Below are 25,092 nucleotides of genomic sequence, written 5' to 3' on the forward strand. Positions count from 1 at the left end.
GAACCTGTAAAAACTTGTTATAATAGGGTCATGACATTTTTTGATAATCTAAAAAACAAACTTTTTAAAGAAGAAACTAGCGAAAAGGGTAAGGAATCCCTGCCTGCTGGAAAATCGAAGGATTTACAAGATAAGATAAAGGGATTGTTCGCTAAGAAACCTGATGAGGTTGAACAAGCTGTTGAAGACTTGGATATGTCTCAGGAAAGTCAAGAGACGTCACGTTATCAACGTTCTAAGCAAAAGAAACCTATTGATACCACCAAACCCTTAGGTAAGGTTCAGGCGTTCTTGAGCAAGTTTACGCTTTCCCCAAGAAATCCTATTCGCCGTTTCTGGCGTCGTTATCATATTGGTAAAATTCTCTTTATCTTGGTAGCCGTGTTGGTTCTGACAGTAGGCTCTTATCTCTTCTATATCGCTAAGACGACCAATGTCTCAGATCTTCAGGATGCCTTGAAGGCTACTACGGTTATCTATGACAAAGAAGGCAATCAAGCTGGTTCATTGTCAGGGCAAAAAGGGACCTATGTGGAGCTAGATGCTATTAGTGATAGCCTAGAGAATGCCGTCATTGCAACGGAGGATCGTACTTTCTACAAAAATAGTGGAATTAACGTCAAACGTTTCCTCCTAGCCATTGTTTCCATGGGTCGATTTGGTGGTGGTTCGACCATCACGCAACAGTTGGCTAAAAATGCCTTTTTGACTCAGGAACAGACAGTAACTCGTAAGGCCAAGGAATTCTTTCTTTCTTTGGAATTAACCAAGAAATACAGCAAGCAAGAAATCCTTACCATGTATCTCAATAACGCCTACTTCGGAAATGGTGTTTGGGGTGTTGAAGACGCCAGCCAAAAATACTTCGGAACAAGTGCTGCCAATCTAACGGTGGATGAGGCAGCGACACTCGCAGGTATGCTTAAGGGTCCTGAAATTTACAATCCGATTGATAATATCCAAAATGCGACCAACCGTCGAAACACTGTCCTTGCCAATATGGTAGATGATGAGAAGTTGAGTCAAGCTGATGCTGATAGTGCAGCTGGAGTTGATATGGCTAGTCGCTTGGATGATACTTATCAAGGAACTGGCGATGACTATAGGTATCCGTCTTACTTTGATGCTGTCATTGAAGAAGCTACGAAGACTTATGGCTTGAGTGAGGATGAAATTGTTAAAAATGGCTACAAAATCTACACAGAGATGGACGCCAACTCACAAGCTAATATGCAGCAGACCTATGAAAATACCTATCTCTTCCCAACGTCAGAAAGTGACGGTAGCACAGCCCAGTCAGCTAGTGTAGCGCTTGATCCATCAACTGGAGCAGTCCGTGGTCTGGTCGGTCGTGTAGGTGGTACAAGTGATACAACCTTCCGTAACTTTAACTATGCAACTCAAGGGAAGCGTAGTCCTGGATCGACCATCAAACCTTTAGTGGTCTATGCCCCAGCTCTGGCTTCAGGATGGAGCATCAATAAGGACCTTCCTAATACGCCAATTGATTACAATGGCTATACCCCAACCAACTATGGTGGTGTTGAGACTGAGGATGTGCCCATGTATCAAGCTTTGGCCAACTCTTACAATATTCCGGCAGTTTACCTCTTTAACCAAATCGGTATTCAAAAAGGGATTAGTTACGGTCAGAAATTCGGTCTTAACTTTGACAATGTCCCAGAAGAATTAGGGATTTCACTCGGTGGTGGTGTGACAGCTAGTCCTCTACAAATGGCTCAGGCTTATGCAACTTTTGCCAATGGTGGTGAGATGAACACAGCTTATTTCATCACTAAGATTGAAAATGCTAGTGGTGATATCATTGCTACCCATAGTAAGAAGTCTAAACGTGTTGTTAGCCAGTCTGTAGCTAATCAGATGACTAGCATGATGCTCGGTACCTTCTCAAATGGTTCCGCTGTTAATGCCAACTACACGGGTTACACCATGGCAGGTAAGACAGGTACTGTTCAGGCTGAATTCAACAAGGATTTGACCAGTGACCAGTGGGTAATTGGCTATACTCCTGATGTGGTTATGACGACTTGGATTGGTTTTGATAAGACTGACGAGAGTCACTACTTAACAGGAGCAAGCTCGGGAACAGCTTCAACTATTTTCAGCTATATCGCTGCGGACGTTTTGCCAAATACACCAGGTAATGAGTTTACCGTTGAAAATGCCTATGCGGCTGATGGTCAAACACTAGACTATACGGCAGATCCAAATGACTCTCGCAATAGTAATAACAAGTCATGGACAGATAAGGCTTCAGACGTTGTCAATGATGTAAAAGATCAAGCAAGCAGTCTATGGGATAAGATTTCAGACTCCTTCTCAGGTCTATTCAGATAGCTTGTCAATTGCATTTAAAAGTGGTAAGATAAAAAGAACGGAGGCGTTATGGCACAGAAAAAAGCAAGCCTAGCGTGTGCTGAATGTGGGAGCCGAAACTACTCAATTAATGTTAGTAGTACTCCCAAACCAACACGACTAGAAGTTAACAAATTTTGTAAACATTGTAAAAAATACACCTTGCATAAGGAAACAAGATAGGAGACACCGTGAGACAAACTGGAAGTATTTTCAAAGTCTTGAAAGACACGACTTGGCCAGACCGTAAACAACGCTGGCACGATTTTATTTCAGTTCTTGAGTATACTGCGTTCTTCACTGTCATCATCTATGCGTTTGATGAATTGTTGAGTCGCGCTATGTCAGCACTGATTAACTTTTTCTAAAGAAAACACAAAAAGAGTGGGAATGCCTGCTCTTTTTTGTTATAATAAATGCAGATAAAAGCGATGACAAGGGCCACCAGGCTTTTTTATTACGCTTTGAATTAAAACATAGGCATTCATTTACATTTAACGCTTGAGCCTGGAAGATTGATGGTTAATGGTGTTTAAATGTCATTTAAAACAAAGAAAGGAATCCTAAAATGCTAGATTCATTCGACAAGGGCTGGTTCGTCCTTCAAACGTATTCAGGATACGAAAATAAAGTTAAAGAAAATCTTTTGCAACGTGCTCAAACTTATAACATGCTTGAAAATATCTTGCGTGTTGAAATCCCAACTCAAACTGTCAATGTTGAGAAAAACGGTAAAGTGAAAGAAGTGGAAGAAAACCGCTTCCCTGGTTACGTTCTTGTTGAGATGGTAATGACAGACGAAGCATGGTTTGTTGTTCGTAATACTCCAAACGTTACTGGTTTCGTTGGTTCTCACGGAAACCGTTCTAAACCAACACCACTTTTGGAAGAGGAAATCCGTCAAATCTTGATTTCAATGGGTCAAACAGTTGATGTCTTTGATACGAATATCAAGGTTGGTGATGTGGTTCAAATCATTGATGGTGCCTTTATGGGTCAAGAAGGCCGTGTTGTAGAAATTGAAAACAACAAGGTTAAAATCATGATTAACATGTTTGGTTCAGAAACAGCTGCTGAACTTGAACTTTACCAAATCGCTGAACTCTAAGATAGACAAATAGAGGTCGAGATAAGAGTCTTCAACCTCGGAAGACTATCTCATTAAACTTGAGGGGAGAGACTAGAAGCTAGATTTTTGAAATTTAGTTCTGTGTCACTCCCTTTTTTCTAACGGATGATGAATTATAAACGATTTTACGATAGGATTAGTACTCCTTTACGTTCTTACGCTAAGGTTTTAGAAGGCTTGAACAAAATTATAACTAGGACTTTTTACCTGCTTTTTCCTATATTTCTTATTTGGGTTTGGCTAAGGGGTGGCTGGTTTATTCTCTCTACGACAGTGCTTATTATGGGGGGAGGCTTTTTCCTTCTTTCTCTTGGTCGTAGTCTCTATAATCGACCGCGTCCATACCAGACTTGGGCTATCCAACCCCTTATTAAGAAGGACAGTCTAGGCAAGTCCTTTCCCAGCCGGCATGTTTTCTCAGCGACTGTTATTGCTATGTTGGCCCTGACGCTTAACCCCTGGCTAGGTGGGGCTATGCTTTTTCTGGCGGGCGCTCTAGCTCTTTTGCGCGTGCTAGGTGGTGTTCACTATCCTAGTGATGTTTTGGCAGGCTATGTCATTGGAATTCTTGTAGGTCTCCTTCTTTATCTTTAGACAATTTAGGTCTTCCTCGAGAGAGGAAGACTTTTTTCGTTGAAAAAGGAAAGGCACCTCTGGGGCACCTTTCCTTTTGTTCTAAAATTCGAGTTGGCAATTAAAGGCTGTTCCCACCATTAGATATTGGCTTAGTTTAGGACATGCTCTGTAATAGCTTGAGCCACACCATGTTCATCATTTGAAGTCGTTACTAAGTTTGCTGTTTCCTTGACCCCTTCAGGTGCATTGCACATAGCAATTCCCAGGCCAGCTAGAGCCAGCATAGGACTGTCGTTGAAGTTATCTCCGATTGTCATGACTTGTTCAAGAGGAAGGTCGTAATATTTGGCAACCTCGATGAGAGCGTGTTCTTTAGAAACATGTTTGGCTGTGACTTCAAGGTAGTTATCTTTGGATAGGTAGAAGGCTGTCTGTGTAAAATCCATGCTTAGGAGTTTTTGATGGAGGTCCTGAATAACTTCAGGCTCATCAATCAACAAAAGCTTGTGGATAGGAGGCTCTGAATCTGAGACCGTGTCTTGCAGCTCCTTAATAATAGGAGATTCACCCGTGATGCTTCCTTCCAACTGAGACCATTTGTCTAGTTTGTTGGTAATCCAGTCCTTGCCAGAGTAGATATTCACAGAGACACTTGGATAATCTGTGGATAAGTAGCTAAGAAGTTCTTGAATTTCAGCTTTATCCACAGGGTGTTGGATGATAGTACGGTCACCCTCAAGTACTAAGGCGCCGTTGTAGCAGGCGATGGGATTGTCATGAAGTCCCAGTTTATGAGCGATTGGTTGCATTCCTAGTGGAGAACGGGCAGAAGCTAAAACAAAGGGAATATTTGCCTTTTCAAGCTCTGGCATTACCTCAATCAGTTGTTCATCCACCTGGTGGTTACTAGTGAGAATAGTGCCATCAATGTCACTGATAATCAAACGGATATTATTCATAATCGCTATCCTTTCCATCATATAAAATCGTTACTTTGTCTTTAAGGGCTTCGACCAAATCAGGATCAGGTTTTTTATCTGTAATCCAGTAGTCAAAGTCTTCAATCTTGCCCAAGATATATTTGGAATGTTTTTCATACTTGTCTGATTCAGCAATAAGAACCTTGGTTCGGGCAGCCTGCATGGCCAGTTGCTTAACAGCAACATCCTCCTCGTCCTCATAACTGACCACTCCTTGATTGAGACTAGCCGCTCCAAAGAAGGCTAAGTCAAATTGTAGATGTTGCAAGAGCTGGGCTTCGTGAAGCGAATAGTAGAAGCGGTTTTTACTGTAAAATCTTCCTCCCAAGAGATGGAAGTCAACGCCTTCTTTGCCACTTAGGACCAAGGCGTTGTCCAAAGAGTGGGAGTAGACAGTGACCTTCTTAGTCAATTTTTGTGAGACTTCAAGCATCAAGGTAGAGACATCGAAAAAGAGTAGAGATTGGTCTTTGACCAAGCTAAGCGCTAGGTTTGCCATTTTTTTCTTGTCTTCAGTGAGTCCTTTCTGACGTTCTTGGAAGCCTAGAACAGTGGTATTTTTAACTGGAAGAATGCCACCATGGGTACGTTGAGCCAGATTCCTCTGGCTGAGACAGTCGAAATCTCTTCTGACAGTGTCTTTGGAAACGCCTAATTCATCAACCATTTCCTTGACAGATAGGTTTCCCCTCTCTTCCAAGAGTGTTAATATTTTCTCTAATCGTTGCTCCTGATACATGAGTCACCTTCTTTCTGATACTAGTATAGCATCTTTTTGCTTTTCTACAACACAAAAGCGCAAAAAAACTTAAAAAGAATGAAAAGAACGCAAAAAAGACTCAGGTGAATTTGCCTTTTAAAGTTCCCTTATCATCTTTAAAAATCCTTCAAAAATGCTATAATAGAAGCATTACGAATATTGGAGAGAAACCATGAGTTTTTACAATCATAAAGAAATCGAGCCTAAGTGGCAAAAATACTGGGCTGACAATCACACTTTTAAGACAGGAACAGACGCCTCAAAACCTAAGTTTTATGCGCTTGACATGTTCCCTTACCCATCTGGAGCGGGTCTTCACGTAGGACACCCAGAAGGATACACAGCGACTGATATCCTCAGCCGTTTCAAACGTGCACAAGGCTACAACGTCCTTCACCCAATGGGATGGGATGCCTTTGGTTTGCCTGCAGAGCAATATGCTATGGATACAGGGAATGACCCAGCTGACTTTACAGCGGAAAACATTGCCAACTTCAAACGCCAAATCAATGCACTCGGATTTTCATACGACTGGGACCGTGAAGTCAATACTACAGATCCAAACTACTACAAGTGGACGCAATGGATCTTCACCAAGCTTTACGAAAAAGGTTTAGCCTATGAAGCGGAAGTGCCAGTAAACTGGGTGGAAGAATTGGGAACAGCCATTGCCAACGAAGAAGTCCTTCCAGATGGAACTTCTGAGCGTGGTGGCTATCCAGTTGTCCGCAAACCAATGCGCCAATGGATGCTTAAAATTACTGCCTATGCAGAGCGCTTGCTCAATGACTTGGATGACCTTGATTGGCCAGAGTCTATCAAGGACATGCAACGCAACTGGATTGGTAAATCAACTGGTGCCAATGTCACTTTCAAAGTGAAAGGAACAGACAAGGAATTCACCGTCTTTACCACTCGTCCTGATACTCTTTTTGGTGCGACTTTCACTGTTTTGGCACCTGAACATGAACTAGTAGATGCCATCACAACACCTGAACAAGCTGAGGCTGTAGCTGATTACAAACACCAAGCTAGCCTTAAATCAGACTTGGCTCGTACAGACCTTGCCAAGGAAAAGACAGGGGTTTGGACTGGCGCTTATGCCGTAAACCCTGTCAATGGTAAAGAAATCCCAATCTGGATTGCCGACTACGTTCTTGCTAGCTACGGAACAGGTGCCGTTATGGCCGTACCTGCCCACGATGAACGTGACTGGGAATTTGCTAAACAGTTTGATCTTCCAATCGTAGAAGTGCTTGAAGGTGGCAACGTTGAAGAAGCTGCTTACACGGAAGACGGCCTTCACGTCAACTCTGACTTCTTGAACGGTCTCAACAAAGAAGAAGCGATTGCCAAAATCGTGTCTTGGTTGGAAGAAAAAGGCTTTGGTCAAGAAAAAGTTACCTACCGTCTCCGTGACTGGCTCTTTAGCCGTCAACGTTACTGGGGTGAACCAATCCCAATCATTCATTGGGAAGATGGGACTTCAACAGCTGTTCCAGAAAGTGACTTGCCACTTGTCTTGCCAGTCACCAAGGACATCCGCCCTTCAGGTACTGGGGAAAGCCCACTAGCTAACTTGACAGACTGGCTGGAAGTGACTCGTGAAGATGGCGTCAAAGGTCGTCGTGAGACCAATACTATGCCACAATGGGCAGGTTCAAGCTGGTACTACCTCCGCTATATTGATCCACACAACACAGAAAAATTGGCTGATGAGGACCTCCTCAAACAATGGTTGCCGGTAGATATCTATGTGGGTGGTGCAGAACACGCCGTGCTCCACTTGCTTTACGCTCGTTTCTGGCACAAATTCCTCTATGACCTTGGTGTTGTACCAACTAAGGAGCCATTCCAAAAACTCTTTAACCAAGGAATGATTTTGGGAACAAGCTACCGTGACCACCGTGGTGCTCTCGTGGCAACTGATAAGGTTGAAAAACGTGACGGTTCCTTCTTCCACATGGAAACAGGGGAAGAATTGGAGCAAGCACCGGCTAAGATGTCTAAATCCCTCAAGAACGTGGTGAACCCAGACGATGTGGTGGAACAATACGGTGCTGATACCCTTCGTGTCTATGAAATGTTCATGGGACCACTTGATGCTTCAATCGCTTGGTCTGAAGAAGGTCTAGAAGGAAGCCGTAAGTTCCTTGACCGTGTTTACCGTTTGATCACAAGTAAAGAAATCGTTGCGGAAAACAATGGCGCTCTTGACAAGGTTTATAACGAAACGGTTAAATCTGTTACTGAGCAAGTCGAGTCTATGAAATTCAACACAGCCATTGCCCAACTCATGGTCTTTGTCAATGCAGCTAACAAGGAAGACAAACTCTACGTGGATTACGCCAAAGGCTTTATCCAATTGATTGCTCCATTTGCGCCTCACTTGGCAGAAGAACTCTGGCAAACAGTGGCGGAAACAGGTGAGTCAATCTCTTATGTAGCTTGGCCAACATGGGACGAAAGCAAATTGGTTGAAGATGAAATCGAAATCGTTGTTCAAATCAAAGGTAAAGTCCGTGCCAAATTGATGGTCGCTAAAGATCTTTCACGCGAAGAGTTGCAAGAAGTAGCTCTTGCTAACGAAAAAGTCAAAGCAGAGATTGATGGCAAGGAAATTGTGAAAGTAATTAGTGTACCTAATAAACTCGTTAATATTGTCGTTAAATAATGAGTTTATTAGCCTTATCTGCTACCTTCAACAGTCCACTGGACTATTGAAGCCGAACAAACTTGTCAACATTGTTGTGAAATAAAAATGAATCCTTCGGAGCTAAGCTCTGGAGGATTTTTTACTCTTCTTGACAAGAAAACGCTATTTTGTTAATATCATTAACAAAAAGAAGGAAACTATGAATAAGAAAGAACTGCATAAGTTTAATAATCGTTTTAACAGCTTTGCCTTAGCCTTTGAACGGTTGAAAAAGAATCAGCATAGAAATAGCATTGATAAATCAATCACTATTAATGAAGTCCATTTGATTGACCTGATAGGTCGGAATCAGCCTGTGAATCTAGTAAAATTATCTGAGTTACTTGAAGTATCAAGGAGTGCCGTTACTCAGAGTGTTAGACGTTTAACCAAGAAAGACCTCGTTACTTTTGAATTTGCACCGGATAATGAAAAAAATAAATATCTGATATTATCCAAAAAAGGAATTAAAGTTTTTAACATCCATAAAGAGCAGCAAGAACATATTGAAAAAGCCATCTTTTCAGTTTTAAGAAACTATAGTGAGGAGGACCTTCAAATGGTTATGAAACTGATGGATGATGTTGAACAGGTATGGCGAGAATTACCGTGGTAAAAATCACGGTAATTTTAAAACCATATTGTTAATCATATTAACAAAAAGAGGAAGATATGAATATACAAATTGAACTTATTTCAGTATCTGAGTTAGCAGACGAATCTTTTAATATTGTCATCGATGGCTTAAAACCAAAAGAAACATATCGAGTTGAAATGTATCTATCTGATTATTATTGTATCAATGCTCCCATGCTTTTAGCTCATGATGTTTTATGGAAATCAACAGCGACTTTTGTATCAGATGAGAATGGTATTATTGATATGTCACGAACTCCATCTTGTTCTGGTTCTTATGAAGGCATTTCAACAATGGGACTATTTTCTAATGCAAAGCCCTTGACCAATAAGAAAAAGAAGCTCCCAACCTCTCTTTCTAAAATTCCTTTATTAGATCGGTTTTTTATGGAAATCAAAATTATGCAAGGAATTACTGTCATTGCAGATAGAATTTTTACAAGACGTTACATGAGTTTGCAAATTAGTCATCAAGATATTTACGGGGAACATTTTCAAGGGAGACTCTTCTATGATAAAAAGGCAATAAAAACACCAGCATTGATTATTGTGAGCGGTAGTGAAGGACGGATTGAAAAGGCACAGAATATAGCTCAGCTTTTATCTTCTAGAGGTTATATTTGCCTAGCAGTTGCCTACTTTGGTTTAGAGGGGTTACCAAAACATTTGGAACGTATTCCTTTAGAGTGCCTTGTGGAAGCAAAGGATTATCTACGTCAGCATCCTCAAGTAGATAGTGAAAGAATTGGAATCTATGGACGGTCTAAGGGGGCAGAGTTGGTTTTAGCTGAGGAGAGCCTTTTTAATGACATTCAATGTTTGGTACTAAATTCACCCTCTGATGTGGTGTATGAAGGGATAGAAGGAAAATGGAACTCTCATACTTCTTCTTGGACGCATTTGCAAAAAGAACTTCCCTATCAAAAGTTTCGACTTAGAGATTATCTGTTCAGTAAACTTTTTAGAAAACCTATCCCTAAAGATTGCTCTGCTAGGATAGACATTAGTAAACTCTCTTCGCCAATTTTATTGCTCGGAAGTACTGTTGATGAAATATGGGATGCCTCGTCAGCAATTGATGATATTGTCTCACATTATAAAGGACACCACATTACATTTAAAAAATATCATGAAACAGGTCACATGTTGACAGTGACTTATCAACCAAATCACCGTTATCGAAAAGATTGGCGTTTATTGATGAAAGAGAGTAAGGACTCTTGGCTGGCTACGATTCATTTTTTTGATAGGCATTTGAAGAAGTGATACTAGAAAACTTTATGAGGATAAAATTAAAAGATAGTTCATTCCTACTTTTTGTGTTATTTTTTATCGGCAATTAAATATGGAAGTTGGCTTTTTATTGTAATACTTGATTTTTCAGAAGATACAGTTTATCTCTTCCATCTCACCACTTGGACTCTCATTTTGACCACTTATCCTCAAAAGCCGTTTTTATAACGGCTTTTTTGCTAGACTGGTTCTATCAAAAGGAGAGAGAACATGATTTTACAAGCTAAAAACATAAGCAAACGTTACGGAAATCATCTTGCCGTGGATAATATTCACTTACAATTTAAAAGAGGGACATTCAATGCGATTCTAGGTCCGAACGGGGCTGGCAAATCGACGACAATTTCCATGTTGATTGGTTTGCAACAGCCAACGCAAGGCGAAATTATCTATGAACCCGGTACTAAAATTGGAGTGGTCTTCCAAACCAGTGTTTTAGATGAGATGCTGACAGTTAGGGAAAATCTGATTATTCGTGCTAAACAGTATAAAGGTCTTAAACCTAATCGTGTGTCAAATCTCATTGATCGATTAGGTCTATCAGCTTTCCAAAAACAAAAATACGGGACGCTTTCAGGTGGCCAAAAGCGTCGGGTTGACATTGCGCGTGCTCTACTGCACGGTCCAGACCTTTTGTTCTTAGATGAGCCAACAACGGGTTTGGATATCCAAACTCGGAAGTCTATTTGGGATTTGCTCTATCAATTGCAGAGGGAAGAGGGGATGACCGTTGTACTGACCACGCATTATCTTGATGAAGCAGATGAAGCTGATCAGATTTATATTGTGGACCATGGGAAAGTGATTGCTCAAGGATCGGCATTAGATATTAAGAGTCAGTATGCAAAAAACATCTTGAAGATTCGCTTCAAGGAGATACAGCAGATAGAAAGTCTCAAAACTTCGGGAATGTCAGTAGAGCAACAAAGTCAATTGGAGTATGTTTTTCAACCCGAGAGTGAAAGAGAAGCCATTGATTACCTGGCGCAAGTTAGAGATAAACTAGCCCATTTTGAGTTTCGTCCAGGGACCATGGATGATGCCTTTATTGCACTTACAGGAAGGGAGGTCCGCTAATGCTAGCCTTACTAAAGCGGAATTTTTTATTGTATTTTAGAAATCGTTCAGGGGTTTTCTTCTCCTTGTTGGGAGCCTTGATTTCCTTTATTCTCTATATTATCTTTCTTCAAAAGAATCTAACAGTTGCTTGGGCTCAGCTCCCCAACAGTGGTCCTTTGTTAAATAATTGGCTAATGAGTGGAACGCTTGCAGTGACAGGGATTACGACCAGTCTGGCTGCCTTGACTCAGTTGGTAAAGGACCGTGAACATCAAGTAGATCAGGATCTTTATTTATCGGATCAAGGGAAGTGGCGGTTACCATCTTCATATCTAGCGAGTGCAATCATCATTTCTTTTGCCATGCAGGTCCTTATGTATGTGCTGATGTGTGGCTATTTTAGAGAAGTTCCCAAACTATCCATACTACCTGAAGTTCTCCTCATTATGTTGCTTAGTAGCCTGCTTTCTAGCTTGGTGAATGCCATTTTTGTTCACTTTTTCCAATCAGTAGATAGTCTTGGAAAGTTTGCGACCATAGTGGGTACAGCTTCCGGTTTTTTGGTAGGAACTTATGTACCTTTGGGCGTTCTACCTAATTTTGCTCAACTACTAATGAAATGTACCCCAGCAACTTATATTGCTGCACTTTATCGGCAAGTCCTCATGAATGAGACATTAAGTGAGACCTTTAAAGGTCAAGATGATCTTCGTCAAGAGTTCCAAGAGAAAATGGGTGTTCAACTCAAGTGGCAAGAGTTGTTGACAAAGGAAAATACTTACTTTATAGTGTTAGGAGGTATTCTTCTAGTAGGCATTCTTTGGTCTGTTTTAGTGAAGAAGTCTAGTAAGAAAAAATAAGTGAGAGTTGGAATAGGAATGAAAATTCGTTTTGAAGAAAAATCAGATATTTCGACAAAGGACCCCTGTGTGGTCATCCAAGCGGAGCGATTATCTGATCAAGCACGAGAGGTAATGGATTACCTCGAACAATTTTCAGTTGTAAATCAAGTGGTGATTCCTATTAAAACGGATGATTATTTGGTTATGGTAAAAATTGATGACATTATCCTAGCTGAGATTGATAAGAATGTGTTAACGATTTATACAATAGGCAAAACCTATACGATGAAAGAGACACTGACAAACTTTCAGCATCGCATCAATCGTCGAAGTTTTTTGCAGATATCACGTCATGCTGTTATGAATATAGACCATCTGGAGTCTTTATCAGATAGTTTTTCTGGAAATATGATGGCTAAAATGACAGGTGGCGTTAAGTCTAGTGTCAGCCGAAAATATGTCAAATCCTTAATGGATTATTTAGGGGTCTAGGAGGAATCAATGAAACGTTTAATTGCTTATTTTGTATCCGGCGTGAGAACGGGATCGTTCTTCTACCTTGCCCTCCTTTTACTAGGTCAACTATTTCCCCAGCTTATCTATCCAAAAGTTAGTGTGGGAAATATTTTAGCCCTCTTTATGATGAGTGGCTTAATGGGAATGCTCTCGTGGATTTTGGAAGAGCTTGACCGTATGTCGTATAGACTTAGAGTAATCTTACATTTCTTGTTGACGGCGATTGTACTGATAGGGACTTGTCTAATAGCGGGTTGGATTGATGCTTTGCTGAATCCTATCATATGGATTGTCTTCATTTCCGTTTATATTATTATCTGGCTTTACCTCATTTGGCAAATGCATATGAGAACCCAACGTATTAATCAAGCCTTATTACATCGTCGAAGCCAGAAAAAGAAAGAAAAGTAAGAAATTGTACGAACTTCAAAAAAGACTCTCTTCCCCTTGACCCTCACGCCGCGTCATAGCCTATACTCTTAATCAGAGAGGAGTTCTAATGAAATCTGTAAAAGAAGTGAGCCAACTATCAGGTGTCAGCGTGCGCACCCTTCATTATTATGACGAAATTGATTTGCTGAAACCGTCAATGGTTGCTGAAAATGGCTACCGTTACTATAATCGCGATGCGGTCGTCCGTTTGCAGGAAATATTGCTTTACCGTGAATTAGACTTTCCTCTCAAAAAAATTAAGGAAATTGTAGGTCAACCGGGTTATGACAAAGTTCAAGCGCTTAAGGATCAAATCAAGCTTTTAGAGCTGAAAAAGTCCCGTTTAGAAGCTGTCATAGCCCATGCTAAGGCCTTACAAATGGAGGAAGAGGAAATGTCATTTGAAGCATTTGATCAAAAAACGTTGGAAGAATTTCAGCAAGAAGCTCAGGCTAGATGGGGTCAGACAGAAACTTATCAAGCTTTTGCGGCTAAGGGGGAGGAATCCTTCCCTAAAGTTACAAAAGAGATGACTGCAATTATGTCTACCTTTGGTCAACTCAAGGAGTCCAATCCCGGTGATGATAGTGTTCAGGAGCAAGTAAAGGTGTTGCAAGATTATATTAGTCAGCATTTTTATCCATGTGACCAAACGGTATTAGCTGGGCTAGGTCAGATGTACCAAATAGATAATCGCTTTTCTAGCTTTATCGATAAAGTCGGAGGAGCAGGGACTGCGGTCTTTCTCGCAGAAGCTATTCGTATTTATTGTCAATAAACCAAGGCCAAAGTTCGTAAGACTTTGGCTTTTTCTCATGCCATAGTGACATTTATGTCACTATTTTTATAAACATTAAATGATTATAATTAATGTATCGTTTTAGAAGGCGATTAGTTAAAGCTTTCTACTGATTTACTTGAAAAATTTCTTGTGGATAATCAGCGGAAAGTCAATCGAACTCTAACCTAAATCACATTTACGGAGGAAATCATGTCCATTTTAACCATTGACCACATCTCAAAGTACTATAATCTCGATGGTACAAACCAAGAGCGCGCTTTGAATGATGTTACACTTGAGATTGCACCAGGAAAGATCACTGCCATCTACGGGCCATCTGGCTGTGGTAAGACCAGTCTGCTTAGTATTATTAGCGGTTTGGACAGTCAGTATCAAGGTAATCTTTATTTCAAAAATCAGAATATGCGTGATTTTTCAGAGCGTGACTTGACCTATTTTAGAAAGGCTCATATTGGCTTTGTTTTTCAAAATTTCAATCTTATCCCTCATCAAACAGTCCTTGAAAATGTCAAGATGCCTCTTTACGTTAAAAATATGACTGATAAAGAGATGGTCGAGATTGCGGAAAGAGAGCTCAGCCGTCTTGGGATTGGAGATTTTATCAAGAAAAATGTTAAGCAGCTTTCTGGTGGGCAAAAACAACGTGTGGCTATTGCCCGTGCCCTAGTCAATAATCCAGAAATGATTGTGGCTGATGAACCGACTGGTTCTCTTGATTCTCAGTCACAGGAAAACGTACTAGAGATATTTAAAGAGCTAGCTGAGGCAGGTAAGACTGTGATTATCGTAACCCATAACCCTGAAGTGGCGGATTATGCGGATGTTGTCATTAAAATGAAGGATGGTGAAGTCGTTGAAACAATCGAAAAATAAGGGGTTGACCCTCAAAAACAAATTCAAATTATCTTTAAGCAATTTTATGGAACGTAAGTGGCGTAATCTTTTGATTGCGACAGCCACTTCTATTGGTTTTATTGGTGTTTTAATTTCCTTTGGTTTGGGAAATGCTATTGTTGGTATGATTAATGACAGTACCGATGGTGGCAACATTCCATCTCAAATTCAGATTAGTCTTAGTGCAAAATCAGCAGCTAGAGGGGTTCTAAATGCGGATGATGAGAAGTTTATTCGTAGTCAGATTAAGAGTGATGACATTAAATATTTGGAGAGTCCCTTTGGAATGAATATGGCCAGTCTTACTCTTGATGGCAAGACCATGGATTTCAGCAAGGACCTTCCTAACTATTCTCAGATTATCAGTCTCTACAAGAACACAAAAATCTCTACATCTCGAAATGATAAGGAAAAGATTTCAGCTGGCAAGCCTTTTACATCGGCCGATGAGGAGGGCTTGACCCTTCCAATGAGCTTTGTTAAACAGTACAACGAAGAAACCGGCAAGAAGCTCAAGGCTAAAGACTTTATCGGTAAGGAAGTATCAGCTCAAATTGTTGAAAATACTGCTGAGGGAACTAAAGTAGCAGATATCAAGACTAAGATTGTCCGTATTGTTGATGACAGCGAGGACGCTGAAGAAAGCACTAGTTATATGCCAGCCAAACAATTGGAAGAGTTGCTCAAAGAAAATGGCTTTACCAAGACAGTCTCTTACATGCTTTTGGAACTTAAGGACCCGGCAAAGACTAAGGAAGTCACTAAAAAGTTACAGAAAAACAAGAAGTACCTGGTGCTGTCACAGCAGGCTATCCTAGATGTCATTATTAAATTCATCCGTGTTATCCAGGCTCTCTTGATTATCCTTTCGTCACAAGCCATCCTAGTTTCGGCTGTTATGATTGGGATTATCATCTATATCAATATCATGCAACGCTCAAAAGAGATTGGTGTTATGAAGGCCGTAGGTTACCTTAATCGTGACGTGAAAGCTATCTTTGTTTATGAAGCGCTTTGGATCACGGGCATCTCACTGGCTCTTGCCCTCCTTGTGTCACAAGGAATTGGAAGCTTGGCCAACATAATTGTTTCACATCTCTACCCAAGTGTCAGCAAGGTATTTGACCTAAATCTGGGATCAATGCTTATCATGCTTGCCTTCTCACTCTTGATGGGCTATGTGTCAGCCTACCTTCCAGCACGTAAAATCAGTAAAATGGACCCCGTCGAGTCCCTAAGATATGAATAGAAATGAAGAGTGGTCTATCAAGGCTACTCTTTTTCGTCAAAAGAAACATTAGAAAAATCGGAAAATCCAAACAATATTTAACTTTCTGAAAAGTGGAGACAATTGCTCAAAAATGCTATAATAGTCAGCATATACAAGCTATTAATAACAAAAAATAAGTACCTATTCGATTGGAGGAATTCCATGTATAAAGATGATAGTTTAACCTTGCACACTGACTTGTATCAAATCAATATGATGCAAGTCTACTTCAACCAAGGTATTCACAATAAAAAGGCCGTTTTCGAAGTTTATTTCCGTCAACTTCCGTTTAAAAATGGCTTTGCTGTGTTTGCAGGTTTGGAGCGTATTGTCAACTATCTTGAAAATCTGACCTTCTCAGAAACTGATATTGCTTATCTGAAAGATCTAGGTTATCCTGAGGATTTTCTAGACTATCTAGCCAACCTAAAACTCGAGTTGACTATCAATTCAGCTCTTGAGGGTGATTTGGTATTTGCTAATGAACCGATTTTCCAAGTGGAAGGTCCCTTAGCCCAGTGTCAGTTAGTAGAGACTGCCTTGCTAAATATCCTCAATTACCAGATTCTTATTGCTACCAAGGCAGCTCGCATTCGCTCTGTCATTGAAGATGCTCCTTTGTTGGAGTTTGGGACACGTCGTGCACAAGAGATGGATGCAGCAATCTGGGGAACGCGTGCAGCCGTGATTGGTGGTGCTGATGCAACGTCCAATGTACGTGCGGGCAAGATTTTTGGCATCCCAGTTTCTGGTACCCATGCCCATGCCCTTGTTCAAGCCTATGGCAACGATTATGATGCCTTTAAAGCCTATGCATCTACTCATAAAGACTGCGTATTTCTTGTGGATACCTATGACACCCTTAAGATTGGTGTTCCGAATGCTATTCGTGTAGCTAAAGAGCTAGGTGATAAAATCAATTTCTTGGGTGTTCGTCTTGATTCAGGTGACTTGGCTTATCTATCGAAGCAGGTCCGTAAGCAGTTGGATGCTGCCGGTTTCCCTGATGCCAAAATTTATGCTTCAAATGACCTTGATGAAAATACCATCCTCAACTTGAAGATGCAAAAGGCCAAGATTGATGTCTGGGGAGTGGGTACTAAGCTTATCACTGCCTATGATCAACCAGCCTTGGGTGCTGTCTACAAGATTGTCTCAATCGAGGATGATCAGGGTGTCATGCATGATACTATCAAGTTGTCCAACAATGCTGAGAAGGTTTCGACACCAGGTAAGAAGCAAGTGTGGCGTATTACGAGTCATGCTAAGGGCAAATCAGAAGGTGACTATATCACTTTCGCAGACACGGATGTTAATGCTCTAGAAGAAATTAATATGTTCCACCCAACATACACCTACATTAATAAGACTGTTCGTGATTTTGATGCAGTGCCACTCTTGGTCCCAATCTACGACAAGGGGCAACTAATCTATGAGTTACCAAGTCTTGATGAAATCAAGGCTTATGCGACTAAGGAATTGGACGAACTTTGGAATGAGTACAAGCGCGTGCTTAACCCTCAAGATTATCCAGTTGACTTGGCTAAAGATGTCTGGGATAACAAGATGACCTTGATTGATAATGTCCGTAAGAAAGCCCATGACTTGTCAGAGTAAAAGGAGAAATTATGACTTTGCAAGAAACTATTATTGCTCAACTAGGCGTTAAACCTAGCATTGATCCAAAAGAAGAGATTCGAAAATCTGTTGATTTTTTGAAGGCCTACATGCTAAAACATCCTTTCCTAAAAACCTATGTTTTGGGAATTTCAGGAGGTCAGGATTCTACATTGGCTGGCCGTCTAGCACAACTTGCGGTTGAAGAGCTCCGTGCAGAGACAGGAAAAGACTATCAGTTTATCGCCATTCGTTTACCATACGGTGTCCAAGCAGATGAAGATGATGCCCAACGTGCTCTTGCTTTTATCAAGCCAGATGTGAGTCTTGTGGTTAACATCAAAGAAGCTGTTGATGGTCAGGTTGCGGAACTTGCCAAGGCAGGCGTAACCGTTTCTGACTTTAACAAGGGGAATATCAAGGCCCGTCAACGTATGATTACCCAATACGCAGTTGCGGGAGAAAATAGTGGGGCAGTTATCGGGACAGACCACGCCGCTGAAAACCTTACTGGCTTCTTCACAAAATTTGGCGATGGTGGTGCGGATATTTTGCCGCTCTTTCGTCTAAACAAGCGTCAAGGTGCAGCCCTTCTTGCAGAACTTGGTGCGGACAAGGCCCTTTATGAAAAAGTGCCAACAGCTGACTTGGAAGAGGACAAACCAGGAATCGCTGATGAAGTGGCACTTGGTGTGACCTACCGTGAGATTGATGATTACCTTGAAGGCAAGGAAGTATCAGCCAAAGCCCAGGAAACTATTGAGAATTGGTGGCGTAAAGGTCAACATAAACGTCACTTGCCAATCACTATTTTTGATGAGTTTTGGAAATAAGAGGAGAAATGAATTATGATCAAAGCTTATATTGATTTTTGGAAACGTGCCTTTGACTTTAGTGGACGTTCGACTCGTCCAGACTACTGGTGGGCTTACTTGGTTAATGTCATTATTATTACTATTCTTACTGTTTTTTGTGTTCTTATTCCTTTCTTCAGTAATGTTGACCTTAGTGATCCAGCTCTGTTGAATAATCAGACTGAACTGCAAAAAATAATTATTACCTATGCTTGGCCACTAATGCTTTTTAGCTTAATTGAACTTATCCCTCAATTGTCTCTACAAATCCGTCGTTTAAGAGATGCAGGCTTTCATCCGGCTTGGGTACTTCTAAGTTATATAGGGCTTGTACCAGTCTTGGCTATCTTCTCATTGATTGGAAGCATTGTCCTCCTTATCATGTCTTGTCAACCAACGAAACCAGCACCAGAAACACTGGTTGATAAAGTTGAATAAGATTGTCGTACCCCTAGGTTTAACCTAGGGGTATTTTTAAATTGAATTTTCAGAAATTAGTGATAAAATAGAGAAGAATAAGGCTTAAAAGGAGGAATCTTATGACTTCATTATCAACAGATTTCACAGATAAACTATTTGCAGAATATGAGGCCAATGCCAAGTACAGTGCTATTGAGAATGCTGTAACTCATAATGGCTTGCTCAAATCCATCGAAACACGTCAATCAGAAGTTGAAAACGACCATGTTTTCTCAATCGATTTGACTAAAGATGAGGTGTCTAACCAGAAAGCTTCAGGACGTTGCTGGATGTTTGCGGCACTAAATACTTTCCGTCACAAATTAATCTCAGAATTTAAATTGGAAAGTTTCGAACTTTCTCAAGCTCACACTTTCTTCTGGGACAAGTATGAAAAATCGAACTGGTTCTTGGAACAAATTATTGCCACAGCAGATCAAGAGATTGGCAGTCGTAAGGTTAAATTCCTTTTGGATACCCCTCAACAAGATGGTGGACAATGGGATATGGTCGTATCACTTTTTGAAAAATACGGTGTTGTACCAAAATCGGTTTATCCAGAATCTGTAGCTTCAAGCAATAGTCGTGAGCTCAATCAATACCTCAATAAGCTCCTTCGTCAAGATGCTCAAATTTTACGTGACCTAATTGCCAGTGGTGCTGATCAGGCTACTGTTCAAGCTAAGAAGGAAGAGCTTCTTCAAAAAATTTTCAATTATCTTGCCATGACTCTCGGTTTACCACCACGTCAGTTTGATTTTGCCTACCGAGATAAGGATGACAACTATCAATCTGAGAAAAATATCACACCACAAGCATTCTTTGAAAAATATGTGGGTCTCAAACTTAGCGACTATGTGTCAGTTATCAACGCTCCAACAACTGATAAACCTTACGGAAAATCTTATACTGTTGAGATGTTAGGTAATGTTGTAGGTGCACCAAGTGTTCGTTATATCAACCTCCCAATGGACCGTTTCAAAGAGCTTGCTATTGCACAGATGAAGTCTGGAGAAACTGTTTGGTTTGGTTCAGATGTTGGTCAAGTTTCAGACCGTCAAAAAGGTATTCTTGCAACTAATGTTTATGACTTTACAGCTAGCATGGATATTAACTTGACTCAAGATAAGGCAGGACGTTTGGATTACAGTGAATCTCTCATGACTCATGCCATGGTATTGACTGGGGTTGATTTGGATGCCGATGGCAAACCTGTTAAATGGAAGGTTGAAAACTCTTGGGGAGACAAGGTTGGACAAAAAGGTTACTTTGTCGCTTCTGATGCCTGGATGGATGAATACACTTATCAAATCGTTGTCCGCAAAGACTTCCTTACAGCTGAAGAATTGGCAGCCTATGAAGCAGAGCCACAAGTACTTGCTCCTTGGGATCCAATGGGAGCCCTTGCTTCAAAATAAGACAATATATAAAACCACTGGAAAAGATTCCAGTGGTTTTCGTAGCTTCTTTAAAATTTATCGTGTAAAAAGAGCTATCCGCTTGGATAACTCTTTTTGTTTATTGTTCTTCTCCTGTAGAAGTGTTTGAATTCGAATGCTCAGAGCCGTTAGAGGCCGATGTCGATGGATTTGTTGAAGCATCAGGCCCATACTGTTGACTATCTTGTGAACTTGATGAGTCGTTGCTTTGGCTGGAGTCCGAACTTGATGATGAGCTAGATGTTCCAAGTGACCCTGTGTAAACATTTGATGTTGAAGAACCAGTAAGGAAGACATAGCTACCATTGTTATAAACACCGCTAGGCATATCGAAATCTTCAGAACCCGCACCATACATCTGGTTAAGGTAGCTACTTGTTACACCGTAGATTTGTTTAGCGATATCAAGGTCTGAACCATAAAGTGGTGTTTTACGGTTTTTGTAACCTGTCCAAATCGCCATTGCATACTTAGTATTATAACCAACGAAAGTTTCATCCGGAACCATAAGGTCAGCATAGACACCACTTTCTTTTTGTACTTTGTAGTACTCATCGTCACCGTAGTTAGATGTACCAGTCTTACCAGCATTGATTGTACCAGGAACATAAGCTTCAGTTGCTGTACCACCTGTCAATACTTGTTTCAACATGCTTGACATCATGTAGGCTGTTTGTGGTGACATGGCTTCGACACCTTTAGAATCAAATGATTTAGTTGAACCATCTTCAAACTTGATTGATTTAATGTAAGATGGTTTATAGTAAGTACCACCATTTGCAAAGGCTGCATAAGCTGCGGCCATCTTCTCACTTGATGCACCATACTTAGAATCTGATGATGATGTTGAAGATGAGATGGCATTTGAGTAGTACATTTCTGGATACTCGATACCCAAATCCTTCAAGAAGGATTGAGCATATTCCAAACCAGCAGCTTGGAGTGCTTTAACGGCTGTAACGTTACGTGATTGTTGAAGTGCATAAGTCAATGAAATGCTTCCGTAATACTTACGGTCCCAGTTGTAAACTGGTGTTGAAGAACCTGGGAAATTGTAAGGATTATCGTAAACAGTCGTACCAGTGTTTGTATAAATACCTTTTTCAATAGCAGGAGCATAGTCAGTGATTGGTTTCATTGTAGAACCCCAGTCACGGTCTGTTTGAACAGCTTGGTTGGTACCAAGTGCAATGTTTTCGTCTTGGTGACGTGAACCCAATTGGGCAACGACACGACCATTAGTAACATCAATAATAGTAGAAGCAACTTGGAGACTATTGTTTGGATAGTATACGTAGTCGTTAGTATTATAGACGTTCCAGATATATTTTTGAATATCTGGATTAAGGTTAGTGTAGACGTCGAGACCTGCTGAGTAAATATCAGCGTTGGCATCGGTAGATACTTGTTCAATAACTTGTTTGATGTAGTTATCTAAGTATGGCTCATAGCTAGCTTTCTTCGTAAGTGGAAGAAGGCCATCTGATACATCAGTTGCTTTAGCTTGCTCGTATTCTTCTTTAGAAATGTTTTTGTCTTCATACATTTCATTAAGAACAGTGTTACGACGTTCTTTGGCAGCATCTGGATTAGCATAAGGGTCATATTGTGTTGGTGCTTGTGGAATACCAGCAAGAAGAGCTGCTTGGGCAACAGAGAGGTCGCTCAAGTCCTTACCAAAGTAAGATTTAGCTGCAGTCTTCATACCGTAGTAACCATTACCCATATAAACCTTATTAATATAGAAGGTCAAGATTTCTTGTTTAGTGAATTGACGCTCCATTTGGAGTGACAACCAGATTTCTTGTGACTTGCGTTTAAGGGTTTGGTCAGAAGTGTTAGTTGAAAAGTAGGCTAACTTAATCAACTGCTGGTCGAGTGTAGATCCCCCTTGGGTGCTGCTACGACGAAGGTTGTTAACAGCTGCCCCCATGATACGGTAGACGTCAATCCCACGGTGAGTGAAGAAACGTTTATCCTCGATAGAGGTGATGGCATTAACTAGAGTTGTTGGAATTTCATCTGTTGATGCACTCTCACGTTTCTCAGCTCCCAAGTCGGCAACAAGACTACCATTAGCGTCGTAAATCTTACTTGAGTTTGTTGATTGCAGTTTGTTCTCGGTAAGTTTAGGAACACTGCTAACATAGTAGGCAAAGAGGCTACCACCAGCGATGACACAGACTACAAAGAAGGTAAGCAGTCCAATAAATCCGTATTTTGCAATACGCCAGCCCAAACTTTGGTCTGAAGCGGCAGAGCGTTTTCCTTTGCTATAGCGAGAAGAATCTGAACGCTTGACCTTGATGTTTTTAGCACGTTTAGTCAAACCGTTAAGTGATTCTTTAAAGTTGCTGAAATTAAATTTAGCCATTATGTGTTACCACCTAATAATTTTTCAATGATTTCTAAGTAAGGAACTTGAGGATAAGCTGCTTCTGCAATTGCATAGCCTCTTTTTTTGATATAATCAAGAGGCATTGATTTCGTCCCTTTATCAATCTGATAAAAAGCGATTAAGTCTTTGGCAGGCAGAAGGTAGGTTTCCTTAAGCGTCGAGAAGTGAAGTAGCACGAAGCAGATCCCATCTTGACTGATGACCTGAGACATGTGCTCAATTTGATGCGCATGAAAGTTTTTCATAGGCATGGATGTCTTTTGTCGTGTCTCTTTGGCTTCAAAATCAATGTAGTATCCTTTGTAAACGCCGGAGTAGTCGGTAGTAGAAGCTTGTCTAAAGTAAGCTTCTACAATCTTTGCCCGTGAGCGTTTGGGATAATCGACTTTGACAATTTGAACAGGGGTAGGTTTTTTATGAATAACGGCTAAACCACGCGACAAATAGTAATCATTAGTCGCGTTAATAGCAGTTTCAAAGCTCATCCCCCGATTGGCAAAGTCAACTCTATTTGATTTTTTAGGACGTACTTGTGCTATCTTACGAGATACCTGATGGGGATAGTTTACCATTTCTTTCCCTTCTTCTTTATAAGATATGCATAAAGACTACTTCATTATACCATAAAATGAATGAGGAAAACAACAAATGACATCACTACTGGTAACTGGCTATAAGAGCTTTGAACTCGGCATTTTTAAAGACAAGGACCCTAAAGTAACCATTATCAAGAAAGCAATCAAACGTGATTTGAAGCGTTTCTTGGATGATGGTGTGGATTGGATGATTTTTACTGGGAACCTCGGTTTTGAATTTTGGGCACTAGAAGTAGCCAGAGAACTTCAAAAAGACTATCCTTTGAAGTTAGCGACCCTCTTCCCTTTTGAAACGCATGGTCAGAATTGGAATGAAGCGAATCAAACAGAACTAGCAGCCTTTAAGCAGGTTGATTTTGTCAAGTACAGCTTCCCCGCTTACCAATCTCCAGCACAGTTTAAACAATTTAATCAGTTTCTCATTGACAATACAGATCAGGCTTATTTATTTTATGAACCTGAAAATGAAACAAATCTGAAATATTTTTACGGTATGATGTTAGAAGCAAGGGGTTATCCCGTATCTAGACTGACTTTTGATGACCTCAATGAAGTCATGTCGGAATAGGATATAATTGAATTTTAAACTTGCATTTTTATCTTTTTTTCTGTATCATAAAAACATTAGACAGTAAAGTATTAGTAAGTTAGATAAGACAAGTATTGGAGAATAAAAATGGCTAAGATTAATTTAACGCCCAAGAAAATCTACGAACAAGAATTTAAAACAAGCATGCGTGGATACGATAAAAAAGAAGTAGATGAGTTTCTAGACGATGTAATCAAAGATTACGGTGTCTATATTGCTCTAGTTAAGGAATTGCAAGAAGAAAATGCAAAACTGAAGGCTAAGACTTCATCAGCTCCTGCTAGTCGCCCAGCATACGCAAGTGCGACAAGTGAACCATCACGTGCGAATGCCAATGTTGCTTCGGCTTCAAACTATGATATCTTAAAACGTGTCAGTCGTTTGGAGAAAGAGGTCTTTGGAAAACAAATCGTCGAATAAAACTGGTTTGTGCAATTTTTGGATAATCGCATGGTTGCTAGTCTTCCATGAGGAAAGTCCATGCTAGCACTGGCTGTGATGCCAGTAGTGTTTGTGCTAGGTGAATTAATAAGCCTAGGGACTTGATTTTCAAGTTACGGCGAGTGAACTGGCTAAGTCTTCGGATAGGTTTTAGTAGCTCTGAAAGTGCCACAGTGACGGAGTTTTTAGGGAAACCTAAAAAGTGGAACGCGGTAAACCCCTCAAGCTAGCAACCCAAACTTTGGTAGGGGCATGGGATGGCTGGAAACGAACGGACCATCCTGACTGCTTTGCAGTAGACAGATGATTATCGAAGGAAGTGGTACCTAGTCACTTCTGGAACAAAACATGGCTTATAGAAAATTGCATATAGGTGAGGCTGGGACACATGTCTCAGCCTTCTTTTAGCAAGAATTCTCTCTTTTATATTTAAAGAAAA

The 25,092-nt window shown here is 40.6% G+C and carries 25 protein-coding genes and 1 other RNA gene; 22 read left to right on the forward strand and 4 right to left on the reverse strand.

The window, feature by feature from the left end; all coding sequences use genetic code 11:
* Nucleotides 1-30 precede the first annotated feature (30 nt).
* The 5 genes from pbp2a (at nucleotide 31) to ACYVQ1_RS07740 (ending at nucleotide 4,099) form a co-directional block, all read left to right on the forward strand.
* A complete protein-coding gene (pbp2a, locus tag ACYVQ1_RS07720; protein WP_461250331.1) occupies nucleotides 31-2,358 on the forward strand; it encodes a penicillin-binding protein PBP2A in 2,328 nt (775 codons plus the stop codon).
* Between the two features lie 48 nt (nucleotides 2,359-2,406).
* Nucleotides 2,407-2,559, forward strand: a complete 153-nt coding sequence (gene rpmG / locus ACYVQ1_RS07725) for a 50S ribosomal protein L33 (RefSeq protein WP_002886472.1) — start codon at nucleotides 2,407-2,409, stop codon at nucleotides 2,557-2,559.
* Nucleotides 2,560-2,567: 8 nt separating this feature from the next.
* Nucleotides 2,568-2,744 (forward strand): preprotein translocase subunit SecE, encoded by a 177-nt coding sequence (secE, locus tag ACYVQ1_RS07730; protein WP_002883656.1) that lies wholly within the window; start codon nucleotides 2,568-2,570, stop codon nucleotides 2,742-2,744.
* A gap of 200 nt (nucleotides 2,745-2,944) precedes the next feature.
* Complete coding sequence (gene nusG, locus ACYVQ1_RS07735; RefSeq protein WP_002883644.1) at nucleotides 2,945-3,484, forward strand: transcription termination/antitermination protein NusG; 540 nt, start codon at nucleotides 2,945-2,947, stop codon at nucleotides 3,482-3,484.
* 126 nt (nucleotides 3,485-3,610) lie between these two features.
* Nucleotides 3,611-4,099 carry a phosphatase PAP2 family protein gene (locus tag ACYVQ1_RS07740; protein ID WP_316714594.1) on the forward strand — a complete coding sequence of 163 codons (489 nt, stop codon included), beginning with the start codon at nucleotides 3,611-3,613 and terminating at the stop codon, nucleotides 4,097-4,099.
* 131 nt (nucleotides 4,100-4,230) lie between these two features.
* On the opposite strand, the gene ACYVQ1_RS07745 is transcribed toward ACYVQ1_RS07740, so the two are convergent.
* Nucleotides 4,231-5,040, reverse strand: coding sequence for a Cof-type HAD-IIB family hydrolase (locus ACYVQ1_RS07745; protein WP_461250332.1), 810 nt, complete (start codon nucleotides 5,038-5,040; stop codon nucleotides 4,231-4,233).
* Nucleotides 5,033-5,800, reverse strand: a complete 768-nt coding sequence (locus ACYVQ1_RS07750) for a DeoR/GlpR family DNA-binding transcription regulator (RefSeq protein ID WP_461250333.1) — start codon at nucleotides 5,798-5,800, stop codon at nucleotides 5,033-5,035. The genes ACYVQ1_RS07745 and ACYVQ1_RS07750 overlap by 8 nt, the downstream gene beginning before the upstream one ends.
* Before the next feature lie 193 nt (nucleotides 5,801-5,993).
* On the opposite strand from ACYVQ1_RS07750, the gene leuS reads away from it, so the two are divergent.
* The 14 genes from leuS (at nucleotide 5,994) to pepC (ending at nucleotide 20,608) form a co-directional block, all read left to right on the forward strand.
* Nucleotides 5,994-8,495, forward strand: coding sequence for a leucine--tRNA ligase (gene leuS, locus ACYVQ1_RS07755; protein ID WP_461250334.1), 2,502 nt, complete (start codon nucleotides 5,994-5,996; stop codon nucleotides 8,493-8,495).
* Between the two features lie 181 nt (nucleotides 8,496-8,676).
* Entirely contained in the window at nucleotides 8,677-9,132 is a 456-nt protein-coding gene (locus ACYVQ1_RS07760; protein ID WP_461250335.1) for a MarR family winged helix-turn-helix transcriptional regulator, read from the forward strand.
* Nucleotides 9,133-9,188: 56 nt separating this feature from the next.
* Entirely contained in the window at nucleotides 9,189-10,418 is a 1,230-nt protein-coding gene (locus ACYVQ1_RS07765; protein WP_461250336.1) for an acyl-CoA thioesterase/BAAT N-terminal domain-containing protein, read from the forward strand.
* 237 nt (nucleotides 10,419-10,655) lie between these two features.
* Entirely contained in the window at nucleotides 10,656-11,522 is an 867-nt protein-coding gene (locus ACYVQ1_RS07770; protein WP_461250337.1) for an ABC transporter ATP-binding protein, read from the forward strand.
* On the forward strand, nucleotides 11,522-12,364 hold the full coding sequence (locus ACYVQ1_RS07775) for an ABC transporter permease (protein ID WP_002883669.1): 843 nt from the start codon (nucleotides 11,522-11,524) through the stop codon (nucleotides 12,362-12,364). The genes ACYVQ1_RS07770 and ACYVQ1_RS07775 overlap by 1 nt, the downstream gene beginning before the upstream one ends.
* A gap of 18 nt (nucleotides 12,365-12,382) precedes the next feature.
* Nucleotides 12,383-12,838, forward strand: coding sequence for a LytTR family DNA-binding domain-containing protein (locus ACYVQ1_RS07780; RefSeq protein WP_461250338.1), 456 nt, complete (start codon nucleotides 12,383-12,385; stop codon nucleotides 12,836-12,838).
* A gap of 9 nt (nucleotides 12,839-12,847) precedes the next feature.
* Nucleotides 12,848-13,273, forward strand: a complete 426-nt coding sequence (locus tag ACYVQ1_RS07785) for a DUF3021 domain-containing protein (protein WP_002883633.1) — start codon at nucleotides 12,848-12,850, stop codon at nucleotides 13,271-13,273.
* Nucleotides 13,274-13,361: 88 nt separating this feature from the next.
* Nucleotides 13,362-14,072, forward strand: coding sequence for a MerR family transcriptional regulator (locus ACYVQ1_RS07790; protein WP_461250339.1), 711 nt, complete (start codon nucleotides 13,362-13,364; stop codon nucleotides 14,070-14,072).
* Between the two features lie 213 nt (nucleotides 14,073-14,285).
* On the forward strand, nucleotides 14,286-14,969 hold the full coding sequence (locus ACYVQ1_RS07795; RefSeq protein ID WP_461250340.1) for an ABC transporter ATP-binding protein: 684 nt from the start codon (nucleotides 14,286-14,288) through the stop codon (nucleotides 14,967-14,969).
* A complete protein-coding gene (locus ACYVQ1_RS07800; protein WP_461250341.1) occupies nucleotides 14,938-16,239 on the forward strand; it encodes an ABC transporter permease in 1,302 nt (433 codons plus the stop codon). Before ACYVQ1_RS07795 ends, ACYVQ1_RS07800 begins: the two co-directional genes overlap by 32 nt.
* 183 nt (nucleotides 16,240-16,422) lie before the next feature.
* Nucleotides 16,423-17,877 (forward strand): nicotinate phosphoribosyltransferase, encoded by a 1,455-nt coding sequence (locus ACYVQ1_RS07805; RefSeq protein WP_455458801.1) that lies wholly within the window; start codon nucleotides 16,423-16,425, stop codon nucleotides 17,875-17,877.
* An 11-nt stretch (nucleotides 17,878-17,888) separates the two neighbouring features.
* Nucleotides 17,889-18,710, forward strand: coding sequence for an ammonia-dependent NAD(+) synthetase (gene nadE, locus ACYVQ1_RS07810; RefSeq protein ID WP_154863780.1), 822 nt, complete (start codon nucleotides 17,889-17,891; stop codon nucleotides 18,708-18,710).
* Between the two features lie 15 nt (nucleotides 18,711-18,725).
* Nucleotides 18,726-19,169, forward strand: a complete 444-nt coding sequence (locus tag ACYVQ1_RS07815; protein WP_037598948.1) for a DUF805 domain-containing protein — start codon at nucleotides 18,726-18,728, stop codon at nucleotides 19,167-19,169.
* A gap of 101 nt (nucleotides 19,170-19,270) precedes the next feature.
* Nucleotides 19,271-20,608, forward strand: a complete 1,338-nt coding sequence (pepC, locus tag ACYVQ1_RS07820; RefSeq protein ID WP_461250342.1) for an aminopeptidase C — start codon at nucleotides 19,271-19,273, stop codon at nucleotides 20,606-20,608.
* 100 nt (nucleotides 20,609-20,708) lie between these two features.
* Here the strand turns inward: pepC and pbp1a are convergent, their stop codons facing one another.
* Together pbp1a and recU are read right to left on the reverse strand one after the other, a co-directional pair.
* Nucleotides 20,709-23,003 (reverse strand): penicillin-binding protein PBP1A, encoded by a 2,295-nt coding sequence (gene pbp1a / locus ACYVQ1_RS07825; RefSeq protein ID WP_461250343.1) that lies wholly within the window; start codon nucleotides 23,001-23,003, stop codon nucleotides 20,709-20,711.
* The gene (recU, locus tag ACYVQ1_RS07830) at nucleotides 23,003-23,599 is read right to left on the reverse strand and encodes a Holliday junction resolvase RecU (RefSeq protein ID WP_048673914.1); all 597 of its coding nucleotides are present in this window, start codon (nucleotides 23,597-23,599) and stop codon (nucleotides 23,003-23,005) included. Before recU ends, pbp1a begins: the two co-directional genes overlap by 1 nt.
* Nucleotides 23,600-23,675: 76 nt before the next feature.
* Here recU and ACYVQ1_RS07835 point away from each other — a divergent pair, with 76 nt between their 5' ends.
* The 3 genes from ACYVQ1_RS07835 to rnpB all read left to right on the forward strand — a co-directional run bounded on the left by ACYVQ1_RS07835 (nucleotide 23,676) and on the right by rnpB (nucleotide 25,014).
* Nucleotides 23,676-24,191: an SLOG family protein gene (locus ACYVQ1_RS07835; RefSeq protein WP_461250344.1), complete on the forward strand. Its 516-nt coding sequence runs from the start codon at nucleotides 23,676-23,678 to the stop codon at nucleotides 24,189-24,191.
* Nucleotides 24,192-24,299: 108 nt separating this feature from the next.
* On the forward strand, nucleotides 24,300-24,632 hold the full coding sequence (gpsB, locus tag ACYVQ1_RS07840) for a cell division regulator GpsB (RefSeq protein ID WP_002889860.1): 333 nt from the start codon (nucleotides 24,300-24,302) through the stop codon (nucleotides 24,630-24,632).
* A gap of 14 nt (nucleotides 24,633-24,646) precedes the next feature.
* An RNA gene (rnpB, locus tag ACYVQ1_RS07845) (RNase P RNA component class B) lies at nucleotides 24,647-25,014 on the forward strand.
* Nucleotides 25,015-25,092: the final 78 nt, after the last annotated feature.

This window comes from Streptococcus parasalivarius (genome assembly GCF_054785155.1).